Raw genomic sequence first — 17,047 nt, 5'->3', positions numbered from 1 at the left:
GCGGCGTCATTCGACGATTGGCTACGAAGCGCCGCTACCCTTCGAAACATTAACCGTTGCTCACGTCAGAGTGTCCACGGTTCGTGGGTAAGATCACTCCGGCCTGACATGGTTGAATTCGCAAACCACTCCAGCCATCGAATCCAGCACAGACACAACAAGCGTTCAGCCTGGACGCTTGCCCGCAGGATATGAAGCCTTCCTGCCCGTTAAGTCGCCAGGCTGAGCCCTACACGTGCGCAAAACACGCGCTACAGAATGCTGTCCAGCGCCGCGGAGAATCTGGAGACAGCGCTTTCGACGTCCCTCAGTTTATCCAGACCAAATAAGCCGACGCGGAAAGTCTTGAAATCGTCGGGCTCGTCGCATTGGAGCGGCACGCCGGGCGCGATCTGCAGGCCGGCATCGGCGAATTTCTTGCCAGATCGAATGCCGTCGTCGTCCGTGTAGCAGACTACAACGCCCGGCGCCTCAAACCCTGCGGCAGCCACGCTTTTGAAACCTTTGTCGCTCAAGAGCGAGCGAATGCGCTTGCCAAGTTCGAACTGCTCCGCTTTTACCTTATTGAAGCCGTATGCCTCGGTTTCCTTCAGAACGTCACGCAGCGTCGCGAGACTGTCCGTGGGCATCGTGGCGTGATACGCGAAGCCGCCCTTCTCGTACGCTTCCATGATTTGAAGCCATTTGCGAAGGTCGCAGGCGAAGCTGGTGCTGGTTGTCGCGTCGATTCTTCCGCGGGCAAGCGGGCTAAGCATAACGAGTGCACAGCACGGAGACGCACTCCATCCTTTTTGTGGTGCACTGATCAGAACATCGACGCCACTCGCCTGCATGTCGACCCAAACCGTACCCGATGCGATGCAATCGAGTACGAACATGCCGCCGGCGGCATGAACAGCGTCAGCCACCGCTCGCAAATAGCCGTCAGGCAGCATCATCCCCGATGCGGTTTCGACATGCGGCGCGAAAACCAGATCCGGTTTGCTCTCCTTAATCGCAGCGACGACTTCCTCGATCGGTGGCGGTGCAAATGCGGCCTGCCTTCCCTGCTCGGCCGGACGAGCCTTCAGCACCGTCGATTCAGACGGAATGTCGCCCATGTCGAAAATCTGTGACCACCGGAAACTGAACCACCCATTGCGAATAATCAGGCACCTCTTGTTCGTCGCGAACTGTCGGGCAACGGCTTCCATGCCGAACGTCCCGCTGCCAGGGACGACAACAACCGATTTCGCGTTGTAGACGTTTTTTAGCGCGTCCGAAATATCGCGCATGATGCCCTGGAAGCGCTGCGACATATGATTGATCGATCGATCCGTGTAAACGACGGAGTATTCAAGCAGCCCGTCGCGATCGACGTCGGGAAGGAGTCCTGGCACGTTCGCCTCCGAAAGTGGACGAATAAGGGAATCGAACGCAGATTCTAACGAAGGCGAGCGGTAACGACACCGACTGATAAACCCTCGTTTCCGACCCGGAGATTTTGCAAAGCGCCGCTCGAATCTGCCAAGCCGAGCCCCAGACTGCCGCGGTGCGACGACACATAGCCGGCTCCGAAGAGACGTTCGAAAAGGCGCATATGGGGTGGCAAGGGGTCCGCTTTGGGGCCAAGCCCGGCAATGCGCGACGGCCTCGATCCACTCGGCCGTCCTCCGCAATCGACCCGAAGCGGCCCTCCGACGATTCGGACGTGCGCTACCTCGATCCGGCGATCCTCTATTCGGTCAACCGGGATGACACGGTCGTGGAGAAAGGCGGGGTCGAATCCGTGCTTTCCATCCTGATCCACAAGTCGTTTAACGAGGCGTTGAAACGCATGTCAGCCACGCCGCGACCTCTAGCGAAATTCATGTGCAGCAGAGACCCGGGGACGGTCGACCGATTCATCGGCCCTCTGTCGTTCGGTGGTGCGCTGTCAAGAAGGCCTCGCGGCTTGGCCTTCCGGGAGCGATCGGCTGTCGCCGATCCGACAAGGGGTCACTTGCGCACGAGTGGGATCTGGAGGTTTGTCGGTCGATTCGATTCGCTGTCGAATCCGCGGCCGTCCACGTTTCGAGCCCCCCAGAACAGCATGTCTCGGGTGACGTACACGAGGTCGTATTCCATGAAATTCTCGCCGGCCTTCAAACCAAAGGGCGGGAACTCCATGCCGAAGATGCTTTGAGTCTGGCCGACCACCCAATTCGCATAGCCGGTCGCCGCGACCTTGTTGAGATAGTCGGCGAAGCCCTGCACCAGCGGAGTGACCGCGTAGCCTTCGTCGGCAACAAAGTCCACCTTCTGCGCACCTGTAGCAATGGGGTGATCCCCGCGCCAGATCATGTGTCCCTTGATGTCCATCCGAGCCAATGCCACGTTCCCGAAAGGATCCGCAAAGTTGACGACCACAAGCTCAAAGCGGTCTTGCGGAAGCGCCTTGAACGCACGTGTCAGGTAGAAGGGCTTGAGCGTGCCATCGGCGTTCTTCTGAGCACTGGGCCGCACTTCCGGCGAGATGCTTACCCAGTCGCCAAGCACCGCTTGTCGGGATTGTTCGATCGTCATTCGAGGTCTTCCTTGAGGTGTCGACATCGCGAGCAGCGGCCCGTCGAACGATGCGGCCATCGACCGGTGCCCATCCCACTCGGAATCAACGGCGATCGGTAGCACCGCACGTAGATTGCTGCCCCACGAGCGCGCGCTCTGCGCGAGAACATGCGCTCGGAGAGTACCCGGGCCTCAACCGCATCTCTAGTAGAAAACCGGCGACCTCTGGGAGAATCCCGCCCCCGTTCGATGGGTCGAACGACACGGTGCGTTCGTGGAGCCCCGCGGCCTCGGGAGCGTGTCGCCACCTGCACCGGGTCCGCGTGAGGCAAGCTTTCAAGAACTTCGCGTTGCCTGAAGCGCCCCGCTGGCTAGCGTCGAAATGCTCGCCGCCATTGTCCCGGACTCACCCCTTCGCGGGCGAGGAATTGTCGGCCCAGATGGCTTTGGTCGACAAACCCACAAGCGATTGCAATGTCGGCAAGTTCGCCTGAAGTATTCATCATGAGTTCCTTCGCGCGTTCGACTCTGCATTGGGTTATCCACTGATGCGGTGTAACCCCCATTGAGACGCGAAAAGCACGCGAGAACTGGCTTACGGAAAGCCCGCATTCCTGGCCTAACGCCGAGACGGAAAGATCATCAGACAAGTACGCGTCGACGTAGTCGGATACCTTTCTGACATGCCCGGCGGTCAGCCCGCCTCGCGAGGCTGCCTTGCGCCGGATGTCTCCATACGTGTGAACGACATGATCGAACAGGACGACGGCGATATGATCGAGAAGCGCACGGGTCGAATGGATCGTGTTCTCGATCAGCGGCAGAACGACGAGGCCGAGATTGTAAAGAACCGGATCATGCTGACCAAACGACCGCGCACGAAGTCCTGCCACCTTTGACATTCCTTCCTCAGATTCAAATCCATCAAGGGCAGATCTTGGTATGTGGATACGGATACTGTCGTAGGACGCAGAGAGGCTGACCTCATTTCGCGAAGCAAGGTCAAACAGATAAACCTTTCCGGGCTTCTGAGCGACGCTTTGCCGTCGCCCATCAATCGAGACGATCGGGAAAAATGCCGGCGCCAGTGGAATATTGAGCACAAAAGCCTCCTCGCGGGCCGAGGGGATCGACAGTCCCGGCTGAGGTCTCTGGTTCTTGAAATGAGAAAACGCAATCTGCGACCCACCGGTGACACGTACGGCGATCGTCGGCACCGATGGAATCCGGAAGCTCCGAGCAATCGAATTCGAGACCTTCTCAGCCAACATGACGTGCGCCCTCCTGATCGACAACCGCCACCTGTGCTTGATCCTACCGGAACCAACGAACGACGGCCTCTCCCATGCGGCATGACGAGCCATGGCTCGTCATCGACGCGTCCGCGTTGGCATATGGCACGCGCCTGCGCAAACTTGGACATAGCGGACTCGAGTGCGTCCGAGTGATACCAATGCATTCAAGTGTAATCCCCCCGTAACAGCGGACGGGTCGCCTATATACCGTCTGTCGGCTCTGTATCAGCGGCACATGAACGGAAATGACGCGCGGTAGCGCGCATCTCGGGGTCCACCAAAATATCGCCGAGAGTACGGATCGCGTCTTCGATTTGTCCACTCCAGGGATGTCCGAAATTAAGTCGGATACAGTTCTGAAACGAGTGAGTCGCGGAGAACATCGGCCCCGGCGCGATGCTGATGCCATGCTCGATCGCGCGTTGATGCAGCGCCATCGCATCGATCGCATCGGGAAGCTCTATCCAGATGAAGTATCCGCCCGACGGAACGGTCCAGCGCGCGCGCGCTGGAAGATGCCGACGCAGCGCCACTTGCATCGACGAGAGTTGCGACTTGAACGCGTTGCGCAATTGACGCAAGTGTTTGTCGTAACCGCCATATTGCAGATAGTCAGCGATGCCGGCTTGCGCGGGAATGCTCGCAGACAATGTCGTCATGAGCTTGAGCCGTTGCACGCGTTCCGTATAGCGCCCCGCGGATACCCAGCCGATCCGATAGCCCGGTGCAAGCGTCTTCGAGAAGGAACTGCAATGCATGACAAGGCCCTTCGTATCGAAGGCTTTGGCGGGTAATGGCCGTGTCTTTCCGAAATGCAGTTCCTGATAGACGTCGTCTTCGATCAACGGCACATCGTGGGCGGTGAGCAGTTCGACGAGCGCGCGCTTCTTATCGTCGGTCAGCGTCACGCCCGTAGGGTTCTGGAAGTTCGTCATAAACCAGCATGCACGCACTGGATGCTTGTCGAGCGCCGCAGCCAGCGCGTCGAGATCAAGGCCCGTAACCGGATCGACCGGAATTTCGAGCGCCCGCAGGTCCAGTCTCTCGATAGCCTGAAGCGCGGCATAGAAGCCCGGCGATTCGACCGCGACGATATCCCCGGGACGCGTGACCGCCATCAGACTCAGGTTCAACGCTTCCAGCGCGCCGTTTGTCACAACAATATTATCGATCGGCGAAGCGATGCCCGCGCCGACGTATCGCAACGCGATCTGACGCCGTAGATGTTCGTTTCCCGGCGGCAGGTCGGCGACCGTACTCCATGGGTTCAATGTCCGCGCCCCCTGATTGAGCGACTTTGCAAGTCGCGACAAAGGAAACAGCAGCGGAGACGGAAACGCCGAACCGAGGGGAACGGCGCCGACGTGTTTGGTCGCTTGCAACACTGAGAACACGAGGCTGCTGATATCGACCTTCGCGGATTCGGCAAGAGACTGCGCGCGCGGCGTTTCCACCGGCGCGACGCTCGCGCCCGGCGTCACAAAGTAGCCCGAGCGTTCTTCCGCACGGATGAGCCCCCACTCCTCGAGCAAATAGTAAGCGCTCAACACCGTCGACTGACTCACCCCATGCTGGGTTGTGATCTGCCGGATTGAGGGCAGCTTCGATCCAATCGGCAGACGACCCGACCGTATCTCGTCGGCCATCGCGTTGGCGAGCGTTTCATATCGATTCATCAGGGTGTGTCGACGTGGAGTGAGGCTGTGCTTATCGATTCAGCGCTTCACCGACCCGCCGCTTGCCGATGACTTACGAATGGCGTGAACGAATCGCATGGCTCGATCGGAGACTTGGGTTGGCGGCGTACCCGCGGTATAGAGCGCACCGCCAATCCCAAAGCCACTGGCGCCTGCGTTCACAAATGCGTCGATATTATGCGGCGTAACGCCTCCGACCGGCATCAGACCGATGTCTTCGGGAATCACAGCGCGCCAAGCCCTGAGCACTGCAGGGCTCAATGTGTCGGCCGGAAACAGTTTGAGCGCGTCAGCGCCGTTAAAGTACGCGGCGATGGCTTCGGTTGGCGTTGCCACGCCCGGCGTGCAGGCAAGCGACGCGTCCTTGGCGGCGCGCACGACTTCGAGGTCCGCATGCGGCATGACGATCAGTGCACCACCGGCATCGGCGACATCTTTCACGCGGCCAGGATGCAGTACGGTGCCTGCGCCGACGATAACGTCCGCAGGCAGCGCATCGCGCAGCAGTCGAATACTGCGCAATGGGTCGGGCGAATTGAGCGGCACTTCGATGGCGCGAAAACCGACGTTGACCAGGGCCGTTCCGACGGGGACGGCTTCATCGGGTGTCAGCCCGCGCAAAATGGCGATCAGCGGACACGCAAACATGGCCGAAGCGAAGCCAGTGTGGCGGAAATGGGCACGAGGGCCAGCTTCGATGCACTGCATGGCAAGTTCTCCTTGAAACGGAATCCAAAAGTTCGAGCGCGTCGACACGGCAACATGAGGGTTGGCCGCGCCTACCGTCGCAAATGCGGTATGTGCTTGCACGCGACGGGGTCGCCACACACCGACGACGTGTGAAGCGCAATCACATGCATCACGCCATGCATGCACAAGGCCACCGTGCCGACAACGGTAACGCCGGCACACCAAAGACCGATAAACCACAAGCCCCGATAGCGCGGCTCCGGCGTAGCAAGGGGCTTGGACATGTGAACGAGCGCGGCATTGGGCGCGCACGCTTGTTCGCGCTCAGTGGTAGTGAAGGTCTGCATGTCGGGTTTTACCTCTGAAGACACGGTATCCGAGTGTCGTGTAGGCGACGATGACGGGTAACACGATCAATGCACCGCGCAACGTAAAGAGTTGACTCGAACGCGGTGCCGCTGCGTCCCAGATCGTCACGCCGGGAAGAATCGCGCAAGGCCAGACGCTGACGAGCAGCCCAGCGAAGCCGAGCAGCACGAACGCAAGCATCAGCACGAATGGCAGGGTGTCGTGGCGATGAAGGATGGCTTTGCGCATGCCGTAGGCAATCAGCGCCACGAGCACGGGCACGGGTGCAAGCCACGGAAGCAGATTTGAATGAAACCAGCGCGCGTCAAACATCGGAGAGAGGCTGAGCGTCCAGACCGAGACGACAGCGACCAACGCCAGTTCAAGTACGCCTAGCGGCGCCATCACGCGATAGAGGCGGCGTTGCAGATCGCCGTGAGTTTTCATGATGAGCCACGCGCAACCGAGCAATGCATAGGTCACAACAAGCGCGCAGCCGGTGAACAGACTAAACGCCGACAGCCAATCAAAGGCATGACCCGCGAATCGCCCGTCTTCGACGTCAATGCCCGATAGCCAACTGCCAATTACGACGCCTTGAAAAAACGTCGCGCCCGCCGAGCCACAGATAAAGGCAAGATCCCATAGATGCCGTGTGCGGCGCGAACGCGCGCGGATCTCGAACGCGACACCGCGGAAAATCAAGCAGATCGCCATCAGCAGCAAGGGCAGATACAACGCCGACAGCACAACCGAATAGACCATCGGAAACACGGCGTATAACGACGCCCCCCCGAGAATCATCCACGTTTCGTTTCCGTCCCAGACAGGCGCCACAGTGCTCATCATCAGCGCGCGTTCATCGTCGCGAGGAAAGAGCGGAAACAGAACGCCGATGCCAAGATCGAAGCCGTCCAGCACAACATATAGGGCAAGTCCAAACGCGATGATGGCGGCCCAGACAATCGTAATGTCCATGATTTCAGTTCAACGTGATTTCAAAGCGACGAGTCGGAAGCGCGCAGGGTCCGTCCGCGTTCAGTGGAGCGGCGAGCGCGTGCGACGCACTCCGACCGCGCGCTGGGACCCGGCGTCGGCGCGATAACAGCCGGCCCCGTTCGCATGAGCCGGAGCATGTAGTAAATGCCCGTGCCGAATACGAGCGTGTAGACGACCACAAAAGCGAACAACGTCGCGCCGACCTGTTGCGCGGTGACAAGCGCTACCGCGTCGGCAGTGCGCATGAGTCCGTAGACGACCCAAGGTTGGCGACCCGCTTCGGTTGTGATCCAGCCGGCGAGCAGACTCACGAAGCCGCTGGGTCCCATGATCAGCACGAAGCGATGAAAGCGCACGGCGTCGAAGAGCCGGCCGCGCAGACGAAGCACCAACGCGCAGAGCGCCATCACCGCCATCAGCACACCCAGGCCCGCCATGACCCGGAACGTCCAGAACACGAGTGTCGAATTGGGGCGGTCGGCCGGCGGGAACGACCTGAGGCCGCGAATCTCACCGTTCCAGGTATGCGTGAGGATGAGGCTGCCGAGGTGCGGAATGGCGATGCGATAGCGTGTCGTTTCGGCTTTCATGTCGGGAAGGCCAAATACGTTCAGCGCCGTGCCGCCGTGCTCGGTGTCCCACAGTCCTTCGATGGCTGCGATTTTGGCAGGCTGATACTGGCGAGTGTTGAGCCCATGCGCATCGCCCGCAAGGATCTGCAACGGCGCGAGCACGACGAGCAATTCGAGCCCCATGGAAAACATCGTTTTCACGGCCGCGTCGCGACGCCCGTGGAGCAGGTGCCAGGCGCCGGTCGCCGCAACAACGAGTGCGCCAACGATAAACGCCGCGAGCGCCATATGCACGAGTCGGTACGGAAACGACGGATTGAAGACGATCTTCCACCAGTCGACGGGGACGACGCGATGATCGACGATCGCGATACCTTGAGGCGTCTGCATCCAACTGTTCGACGCAAGGATCCAGAACATCGAAACGATCGTCCCGACAGCGACTAGCACGGTGGCGGCAAAGTGCGCGCGCGGACCGACGCGCGTCCATCCGAACAGCATGATGCCGAGGAACCCGGCCTCGAGAAAAAAAGCCGTCATGACTTCATAGGCCAGCAAGGGTCCGGTCACGCTGCCCGCGTATAAGGCAAAGCCCGACCAGTTGGTACCGAACTCATAGGCCATCACGAGTCCGGAAACGACCCCCATGCCAAACGCGATTGCAAAGATATTGGACCAATAGAGGCAAAGTTCCTTGTAGACCTGGCGTCCCGTCTTGAGCCAGAGACCCTCGAGCACGGCGATAAAGCTCGCGAGTCCGATGCTTAACGCCGGGAAGATGATATGAAACGAAACGGTAAACGCGAACTGGACGCGCGCGAGCGAGAGAACATCGATATTCAACATGATTCAATGCCTGACTGACGACGGCGACGCAACGTGTCGACGTATGGAGATATCGTGTCGCGCGGCAACTCACTCGGCCCCGCGACGCTCGGATGACATTGTCTGCGCGACCTGTCCGAGTCGACCGGAACACTTGCAACGAAAACAGCCATAGCAGGTGCGTGCGCGACAATGTGTCGCACCCCATCGACACCGGCCCAGCGCCCGGAACGTGCAGCGCGCAGCGGGAGGGCTCGCGCTGCTGCGTAGAAAGATTCGGCATCTGCTTATGGCCGTCAGACGGTGCGCTGCCTACGCTAGGCCATCGTTTCGATCGAGGTCCCCCGTGAACACCGTCCGTCTGTCCGACCCTCAGCGTGCGCTGCGTCTGTCCAGCACGACCGCAAGACTTCGCAAGTCGCCGATTCGCGAGCTGTTCGCATTGCTCGGACGTTCCGATGTGATCTCTCTTGCCGGCGGCTTTCCGCCGATGGAAGCAATCGATGCGATGGGACTGCGCAACGCGCTGGTGCGCGCGGCGCGTGATTCGCTCGAAGACTCGCTGCGCTACGGTGCCACGCAAGGCTACGCGCCACTCAGGGCGTTGATTGCTGATCGCAATCGCGTGCAGGGCATCGCGCTCGATGCTGCGGATATCCAGATCGTCAGTGGATCACAACAAGGCATCGATCTGGCGGCGCGGACGTTGATCGATTCGGGCGACATCGTATTGGCACAGGCGCCGACCTACCTTGGAGCGCTGCAAGTGTTTCATGCCCAAGGCGCGCGGATCGAGACGATACCGGCAGACGCCGGCGGCAGGGGCATCGATATGGATGCGCTCGAACGACAGGTTGTCGCGCTACGCCCCAAGCTTATTTATCTGGTGCCCAGTTTTGCAAACCCGACAGGCAACGTCCTCGCACTGCGCGAGCGCAAGCAGCTTCTGTCGCTCGCACGGCGTAGCGCTGTACCGATCGTCGAAGATGATCCGTATGGCGCGCTTTATTTTCACGAGCCTCCACCTCCGTCGCTGCTGGCGCTCGCTAATGCGCACGAACGCGAGTGGGTCATCCATCTATCCAGCCTGTCCAAGATGCTTGCGCCGGGGCTGCGCCTCGCCTGGATGACGGGCCCGCCCGACTGGATGTCGCCTATGTCGCTGGTCAAGCAGATCGGCGACACGCACACGTCGAACCTGTCGCAACTGGTCGCCTGGCACTACCTGTGTTCAGGCGCGCTCGAGCCGGCACTCGAACGCGCCCGGCTGTTCTATCGAGCGCAGGCGCAAACCATGATTCGCGCAATCCAGCGCGAGATGCCCGCGCTCGCGCAAACCATCGTGGCGCCGAAGGGCGGCATGTTCGTTTGGGGAACCTTGCCGGGTGTCGACACGACGGCGCTGTTGCCCGAAGCGCTGCGCGAGGGCGTCGCCTACGTACCCGGCGCAGCCTTTATGCCTGGCGAATCCGTCAGTGACGGCCTCCGACTGTCATTTGCAACGGCCTCACCGGAGCACATCCAGGAAGGCATCCGCCGACTCGCACGTTGCGTGAGCCGGAGCAGATAGGGGCGGATTCCACCGGAAAAAGCGCCGCGCACGCGCACTGCTATGGCGCAATAACACGTATCTGCTTCTGTTAGCGGAGCGCATCCGGAGCAATCATGAGACTCAAGTGCCGGCCATTCATTCCGGACAAGGAGATCAGCATGGACTATCTGCGTATGGTGAGAGTCGTTCTGTGGAGCTTTTTCGGTGTACGCAAGCGCGCATCGCACGAGGCGGATTTTGCGCACGTGAAGCTGCCGCTGCTGCCGGTCATTGCCTTCAGTCTGGCTGGATGCTTTGGCGGGACACTGTTTCTCGTTGCGCGGTTTGCTGTCACACACGCGCACTGAATCACGCCCGTACCGTTTGGATCGCCATGTACCAATACGATGAACTAGACAGGACGCTCGTCGCCGAACGCGTCGAGCAGTTTCGCGACCAGGTCGCCCGACGCATTTCCGGCGAGCTGACCGAGGAAGAATTTCTGCCGCTGCGGCTGCAGAATGGCCTTTACCTGCAGAAACACGCCTACATGCTGCGGGTCGCCATCCCCTATGGCACGCTGTCGTCGACGCAGTTGCGCATGCTGGCCGATATCTCGCGTCGATATGACCGCAACTATGGTCACTTCACGACGCGGCAGAACATCCAGTTCAACTGGATCCGCCTTGAAGACACGCCAGCGATTCTGGCCGCGCTTGCGACGGTCAATATGCACGCGATCCAGACGTCGGGCAACTGCGTGCGAAACATCACGACCGAGCAGTTCGCCGGCGTCGCAGCCGACGAGTGGCTCGATCCGCGTCCTCTTGCGGAGATCCTTCGTCAATGGTCCACGCTCAATGCGGAGTTCGCGTACCTGCCACGCAAGTTCAAGATCGCGTTGTCTTCGTCTCATGAAGACCGTGCAGCGGTGCGCATGCATGATGTCGGCCTCTACGTCTATGAAGGCGAGCGCGGCGAGCGCCTGCTTCGCGTGCATGCCGGAGGCGGACTGGGTCGCACGCCCATCCTGAGCTCCCTCGTACGCGATGCGCTGCCGTGGCAGCACATGCTCACGTACCTTGAAGCCTTGTTACGGGTCTATAACCGCTACGGGCGGCGCGACAACAAATACAAGGCACGCATCAAGATTCTGGTGCGCGAGCTCGGGGTCGAGCGCTTTGCCGCGGAAGTCGAGCAGGAATGGGCACACCTCAAAGACGGGCCTGCAACGCTGCCCGATGAAGAGTACGAACGCGTGCGTGCGCATTTCGCGCCGCCTGCCTATTCCGATGCCGCCACGGACCCGACCGTGGCCCAGCGTGCCGCCGCGCATCCGAAGTTCGCGCGCTGGATCCGCCGCAACATCCATGCACATAAGGTGCCCGGGTACGCATCCGTCGTCGTCTCGACCAAGCCTGGCTTGGCAGCGCCGCCGGGCGACGTGACCGACGCGCAGATGGACTGTGTGGCGGAATGCGCTGACCGGTTCGGCTTCGGCGAGATTCGAGTCGCACACGAGCAAAACCTGATCCTGCCGGACATTCTGACGAGCGATCTGTTCGAGCTCTGGAACACGCTCGACGCAAATGGGCTTGCAACGCCCAACGTCGGTCTGCTGACGGACATCATTGCGTGTCCTGGCGGAGACTATTGTTCACTCGCCAACGCCAAATCGATTCCGATCGCCCAAGCGATTCAGCAGCGCTTTGACGACCTTGATTTCGTTCATGACCTTGGCGATGTGTCGTTAAACATCTCAGGCTGCATCAACGCGTGTGGCCATCACCACATGGGCAATATCGGGGTGCTCGGCGTCGACAAGAATGGCGACGAGTGGTATCAGGTCACGCTGGGTGGCGCTCAGGGCAAGGATGCATCGATCGGCGCCGTGATCGGTCCATCCTTCAAGGCGGACCAGATGCCCGATGTCGTCGAGCGCATTGTCGAGGTGTATCGCGCGCGCAGAATCGCGGATGAGCCTTTTGTCGATGTGGTGCGTCGCCTGGGTGTCACGCCATTCAAGGAGCATGTTTATGCCGATCGATGAAACGACCCTGCACCCATCGCAGCGCATGATTCGACTCGACGACGGTCGTCCGACAATCGTCGAGAATCGGTGGACCCTTGTGCGGGACGCCGCGCAGGCAACCGAGCGCATTGCGCAGGGGCGACCTGCGCTCGAGCGGGCGATTCTTCCCGTTGACATTTATCTAGGTGCACTCGATGCTCACGCCGATCTGATGCTCGAAACGGGCGCCTGGATTCCACCGGAAGCCGATGTCGAGTCGTGGGCAACGAGACTGGCCGGTGCGCCGGTGATTGCGGTGGATTTTCCGAGCTTTCGTGACGGACGGGGACTCAGCATCGGTGTCATGGTGCGCACGCGATACGGGTTCAAGGGGGAGCTGCTCGCAATCGGTGATGTGCTCAGAGACCAGCTCGAATACATGCGTCGCTGCGGGTTTGATGCGTTCTGGGTGCGAGCAGACAAGCGCGTCGAAGATGCAATCAAGGGCTTTAGCGAACTATCTGTTCGGTATCAGGGAATCGTCGGCGATCCGACACCCTCGTTCCGACGCCGTGGGGACACCATCGCGTCAGGCGACTGAGTCCGGTCTATCGCACTGCGGCCCCTTTGTTTGCGACCGCGCCGTTCTACCATAGGGGCGGCGTACTGATCGTGACCGCATAGGCTTGGATAGGTCTTGAATTCGACTTGTTTGTTTTGAACGCAACAATGGGGGTGACCTGGGCAGGGATGCTCGACCCGATGCGAGACCCAGGTGCAGACGCGACGATTCGAGGATTTAAACGTGTTGGATGCGTATCCGGATCGCTTGCGAAAGCAGCCCCTTGATCGTTTCGTACGAGGGGTCGCATTTGGCCGACTGTCGCCGCATGCGACGGGCCCCTTCCCGACCCCGAGCAGTCGTTAGGGTCACCCTGCCATCAAGGGCTCCTTTCCGATGTCGAACGGACATTCTTCCTCGTCACGTCTATCGTCACGGACATTCTGGATCACCGCGTCATAAGTGCTCGGAACGAGCTCGCTAAACGAGTACTCACGCAATCCCAAACAGCTTCCCGAAGGCGTTTAGCGGCGTGGCCGCTGTGACCTTGTCACGACGCGCTGCTATTCAAATGTGACGGGCACGATAAAGGCAATTTGAAAATAAAGAGGTAAATGCCGAGCCTGCTTGCGTGATCAACGCGCAATGAATCGCAGTAAAAACATGTAACGCATAGGGCTGCTATCGGGGACGTTGTGAAAAAACAAAGCAATAAACCTGGCACGACCACAAAAATCTCTTCTGTACGCACGTCGGCGGGCGCGGCACGTGGTGAGGGCGACCGGGTCGCACAACGCGATGGCATTGGCGTTCGGCACCGCGGCTCCGTGGTTCTGTCGACGGCTATGACTGCGCTTTTCTGCGTAGCCGTGGACGTGCGTCCGGCGCACGCGCAGGTGTCGTACTCCGTGGGCGCGGCATCGGATCTGACCGATGCGATGACCGACGCGAACGCCAACAATGACTATCTGCCGATTCTGAATCTCACGACAGACGTCACGACCCCGAGCGGGACGACGGTGCCCACCGGCACGGCTACCGGCAGCGGAAGCGGCAATGGGTTGGGCCTGAGCACGGGCACTTATGCCTTGACGTTGAGCGGGGCGGGTACGGTCTGGAACGCGGGGACCTTCGGTGGCGCCTTCGATGTCAGCGGATCAGGCAGCGGTGGCTTGACCGTCTCCAACGGCGCCCGGCTCGTGATCCCGGACACCCCCGCCGAGGTCGGTTTCCTGAGCTTCGATTCAGGCACCTTGACGGTCACGGGAAACGGATCGAGCCTGACGACAGACTACCTTAGCGTCGGGCGCGGCGGTGATGCCTCGATCGTCCTCAACAACGACGGTCAACTGACGAGCAGCACCACCAGCATCGGGGAATGCTGCGGAGTCACGGCGGCGGCCAACATCACCGTGCAGGTGGACGGAACAGGTACGGTCTGGAACGCCGGCTACTTCACCGCGGGCGGGGCCACAAACAGTGTCAATGTGACGGTGTCCAACGGCGGCACGATCGAGGCGACGGATGGGAGCGGCATCGGCGTCAACGGCACCGGCACGATGCTGGTGACCGGCACGGGTTCCAGCTTCCAGGTCGTGGGTTCCGGCACCCTCGAAATCGGCGGCTATACCTACGGCGGAGAAGGACACGGTACGCTGACCATCAGCGACGGCGCCGTCGTCTCGGCGGCGGCCGTGCTGATGGGCGTGAGCGACCCCGGCACGAGCGGCGCCCTGATCGTCAACACCAACGGGATTCTCGAAACCGGCTACCTCGCGCCGGACCAGGGTAGCGCGACGGTCGATTTCGACGACGGCATCCTGCGCGCCACCGCCAGCAGCACTGCGGGTTCGGCCTTGATCTCCGGCTTTACGCCCGGCGATTTCAATCTCGACGCCGGGGGTATGTTCCTGGATTCGAATGGTTTCGATGTGACGGCCGCGAGCGTCATGTCGGGCGTCGGCGGCCTGACGAAGCAAGGCGTGGGCACGCTGACCTTGACGGCCAACAACACTTATACCGGCGGCACGACGATCTCGGCGGGGACCTTGCAGCTCGGCGACGGCGGGACCTCGGGCAGCATCGTTGGCGACGTCGCTGACAACGGCACGCTGGCCTTCAATCGCTCGGACCGCGTCACGTTTGATGGCGTGATCGGCGGCGCAGGCAATGTGGCGCAAATCGGTTCGGGCGTGACGGTGCTGAATGCGGTGAACACCTACAGCGGCGGCACGGTCGTTTCTGATGGCACGCTCGCCGTCGGCGATGCCTCGCATGCGAACGCCACCCTGGGTGCGGGCGCAACGAGCGTCGCGGACGGCGCGACGCTCGGCGGATATGGAACAGTAGCGAGTGCAGTCACCAACGCGGGCACGATCGCTGTCGCCAACGCATTGCCCGCGTTCGCGGCGGATGCGAATGGCGCATTCACGATCAGCGGCAATCTGGTGAATCGGGGTGTGGTGAACGTGGCGGCCGCATCCGGGCAAATCGGCAACGTGCTCAGGGTCGGCGGCAACTATACGGGTGCAAACGGGCAATTGGTGTTGAACACGCTGCTCAATCAGGGCGGCGCGGCCACGAAGACGGATCAGTTGGTTGTCACGGGCAACACGAGCGGCAGCACGAGCATTCAGGTGCATGCGACAGGCACTGGCGTGCAGACCGTGGGCGATGGCATCGAACTCGTGCAGGTGGACGGGACGTCGGCGGCGAACAGTTTCCGCCTGGGCAGTGCTGTCCAAAGCGGTGCCTACGAGTATTTGCTGTACCAGGGCGGTGCTGCGAGCGCGAACGACTGGTACTTGCGCTCGACGCTCGCGTCGTCGTCAGGAGCGGTCACGCCTTCCGACGTCGTGGCCTATCGTCCGGGCGCGGTCGGCTATTCGATGACCCCGCTGCTCAATGCCGACTACGGCTTGACGATCATGGGGACGTTGAACGAGCGCGTGGGCGATATCGCAAGCGTCGAAGCAGGACAAACCAACAAGACCGGCGCCAGCAACAGTGACGGGGTCTGGGGGCGCGTGAGCGGGGAGAATGTCGACGTCGATTCAAACCACGGATTTGCGGCTAGCGAACAGACGTTCTTCGGGCAGTTCGGCAAGGACTGGACGCTCGAGCACGGCGCCAATGGGGGCAGCACGCACACGGGCGTGATGGTGACCTTCGGCTCGATCTCGGCCACGTTCGACAACAGCCTGCGCAGTCTCAATTCGCAACTGTCGGACGCAACGGGCTCGGTGGACACGCAAGCGCAGTCCCTTGGCGGTTACTGGACGCGATATCTTCCCGACGGCACCTATTTCGACGGCGTAGGCCAACTGACGCATTACGACAGCAAGTACACCGACATCTATGGCGACGAGGCAACCCAGAACGGCTTCAGCGCGGGAATTTCTGGCGAGGTGGGCAAGCCCTTCCTGCTTCCTGGCTCGACGGGCCTTGCAATCGAGCCGCAGGCGCAGGTGCTCTATCAATACCTGCACATGAACGGAACGGATGACGGCATTTCGCCGATTTCGAGTACCAGCACGAATGGCTTGCGGGGACGCGTGGGCATCCGGTTGTTCCGGGCGAATCTGCAAAACGATAGCCAGACGGGCGCCACAACGCCCTATCTGACATTCGACGTTCTGCACGACTTCTTCTCTCCTGGGCAGACCAGCGTGGGCGGTACGCCGCTGAGCGCGGATCCCGCCAGGACCTGGTACGACGTCGGCGCGGGCGTGACGACGAGTATGGGCAAATCGTCCGAGCTGTACTTCAACGTCAGGTACGCGCGCAACCTTGGCGGCGAGTACCGGCGGACCGTGTTCGCTCAGGCCGGCTATCGGTATTCGTGGTGATCATGTGCTTAGAGACGGACAATACCTTCACCGATAGCGCCAGAAGCGGCTAAGGCGCGGGTATTTGCGTGCGATTCAGAATCGGATAGCGGCCGCTCGAATGAATGTGGCGTGCGAGTTGCGTGTGTTTGCTTCAGGCCGGG

General features: G+C 60.8%; 12 protein-coding genes. 5 read left to right on the top strand and 7 right to left on the bottom strand.

Features of this window, described 5'->3' with window-relative positions; translation table 11 throughout:
• Positions 1–251: 251 nt before the first annotated feature.
• The 7 genes from D7S86_RS23000 to D7S86_RS22965 form a co-directional block, all read right to left on the bottom strand.
• Entirely contained in the window at positions 252–1,379 is a 1,128-nt protein-coding gene (locus tag D7S86_RS23000) for an aminotransferase class V-fold PLP-dependent enzyme (protein WP_121089737.1), read from the bottom strand.
• 598 nt (positions 1,380–1,977) lie between these two features.
• Positions 1,978–2,544, bottom strand: coding sequence for a hypothetical protein (locus D7S86_RS22995; RefSeq protein WP_121089735.1), 567 nt, complete (start codon positions 2,542–2,544; stop codon positions 1,978–1,980).
• Positions 2,545–2,897: 353 nt separating this feature from the next.
• Positions 2,898–3,797: an AraC family transcriptional regulator gene (locus D7S86_RS22990; protein WP_158602061.1), complete on the bottom strand. Its 900-nt coding sequence runs from the start codon at positions 3,795–3,797 to the stop codon at positions 2,898–2,900.
• A gap of 224 nt (positions 3,798–4,021) precedes the next feature.
• Positions 4,022–5,497 (bottom strand): aminotransferase-like domain-containing protein, encoded by a 1,476-nt coding sequence (locus D7S86_RS22985; protein WP_121089731.1) that lies wholly within the window; start codon positions 5,495–5,497, stop codon positions 4,022–4,024.
• A 39-nt stretch (positions 5,498–5,536) separates the two neighbouring features.
• A complete protein-coding gene (locus D7S86_RS22980) occupies positions 5,537–6,226 on the bottom strand; it encodes a 2-dehydro-3-deoxy-6-phosphogalactonate aldolase (protein ID WP_121089729.1) in 690 nt (229 codons plus the stop codon).
• Between the two features lie 306 nt (positions 6,227–6,532).
• Positions 6,533–7,534 (bottom strand): cytochrome d ubiquinol oxidase subunit II, encoded by a 1,002-nt coding sequence (gene cydB, locus D7S86_RS22970; protein WP_121089725.1) that lies wholly within the window; start codon positions 7,532–7,534, stop codon positions 6,533–6,535.
• A gap of 20 nt (positions 7,535–7,554) precedes the next feature.
• Positions 7,555–8,973 carry a cytochrome ubiquinol oxidase subunit I gene (locus D7S86_RS22965; protein WP_121089723.1) on the bottom strand — a complete coding sequence of 473 codons (1,419 nt, stop codon included), beginning with the start codon at positions 8,971–8,973 and terminating at the stop codon, positions 7,555–7,557.
• 325 nt (positions 8,974–9,298) lie between these two features.
• On the opposite strand from D7S86_RS22965, the gene D7S86_RS22960 reads away from it, so the two are divergent.
• The 5 genes from D7S86_RS22960 (at position 9,299) to D7S86_RS22940 (ending at position 16,904) form a co-directional block, all read left to right on the top strand.
• The gene (locus D7S86_RS22960; protein ID WP_240648360.1) at positions 9,299–10,522 is read left to right on the top strand and encodes an aminotransferase-like domain-containing protein; all 1,224 of its coding nucleotides are present in this window, start codon (positions 9,299–9,301) and stop codon (positions 10,520–10,522) included.
• Between the two features lie 140 nt (positions 10,523–10,662).
• Entirely contained in the window at positions 10,663–10,851 is a 189-nt protein-coding gene (locus D7S86_RS22955; protein ID WP_121089774.1) for a DUF2970 domain-containing protein, read from the top strand.
• A gap of 26 nt (positions 10,852–10,877) precedes the next feature.
• Positions 10,878–12,533, top strand: a complete 1,656-nt coding sequence (locus D7S86_RS22950; protein ID WP_121089719.1) for a nitrite/sulfite reductase — start codon at positions 10,878–10,880, stop codon at positions 12,531–12,533.
• A complete protein-coding gene (locus D7S86_RS22945) occupies positions 12,520–13,095 on the top strand; it encodes a DUF934 domain-containing protein (protein WP_166444153.1) in 576 nt (191 codons plus the stop codon). Before D7S86_RS22950 ends, D7S86_RS22945 begins: the two co-directional genes overlap by 14 nt.
• A gap of 656 nt (positions 13,096–13,751) precedes the next feature.
• Positions 13,752–16,904, top strand: a complete 3,153-nt coding sequence (locus D7S86_RS22940) for an autotransporter family protein (RefSeq protein ID WP_147432436.1) — start codon at positions 13,752–13,754, stop codon at positions 16,902–16,904.
• Positions 16,905–17,047: the final 143 nt, after the last annotated feature.

The organism is Pararobbsia silviterrae, assembly GCF_003628125.1.
Lineage (GTDB): Bacteria > Pseudomonadota > Gammaproteobacteria > Burkholderiales > Burkholderiaceae > Pararobbsia > Pararobbsia silviterrae.
Note: the sequence above shows the minus strand (reverse complement) of the source record. Positions and strands in the feature narration are given on the sequence as shown.

Coding starts and splice junctions, on each gene's coding strand:
- D7S86_RS22965 (WP_121089723.1), bottom strand. CDS start 8,973: ATGTTGAATATCGATGTTCTCTCGCTCGCGCGCGTCCAGTTCGCGTTT.
- D7S86_RS22985 (WP_121089731.1), bottom strand. CDS start 5,497: ATGAATCGATATGAAACGCTCGCCAACGCGATGGCCGACGAGATACGG.
- D7S86_RS22980 (WP_121089729.1), bottom strand. CDS start 6,226: ATGCAGTGCATCGAAGCTGGCCCTCGTGCCCATTTCCGCCACACTGGC.
- cydB (WP_121089725.1), bottom strand. CDS start 7,534: ATGGACATTACGATTGTCTGGGCCGCCATCATCGCGTTTGGACTTGCC.
- D7S86_RS22945 (WP_166444153.1), top strand. CDS start 12,520: ATGCCGATCGATGAAACGACCCTGCACCCATCGCAGCGCATGATTCGA.
- D7S86_RS22950 (WP_121089719.1), top strand. CDS start 10,878: ATGTACCAATACGATGAACTAGACAGGACGCTCGTCGCCGAACGCGTC.
- D7S86_RS22955 (WP_121089774.1), top strand. CDS start 10,663: ATGGACTATCTGCGTATGGTGAGAGTCGTTCTGTGGAGCTTTTTCGGT.
- D7S86_RS22990 (WP_158602061.1), bottom strand. CDS start 3,797: ATGTTGGCTGAGAAGGTCTCGAATTCGATTGCTCGGAGCTTCCGGATT.
- D7S86_RS22995 (WP_121089735.1), bottom strand. CDS start 2,544: ATGACGATCGAACAATCCCGACAAGCGGTGCTTGGCGACTGGGTAAGC.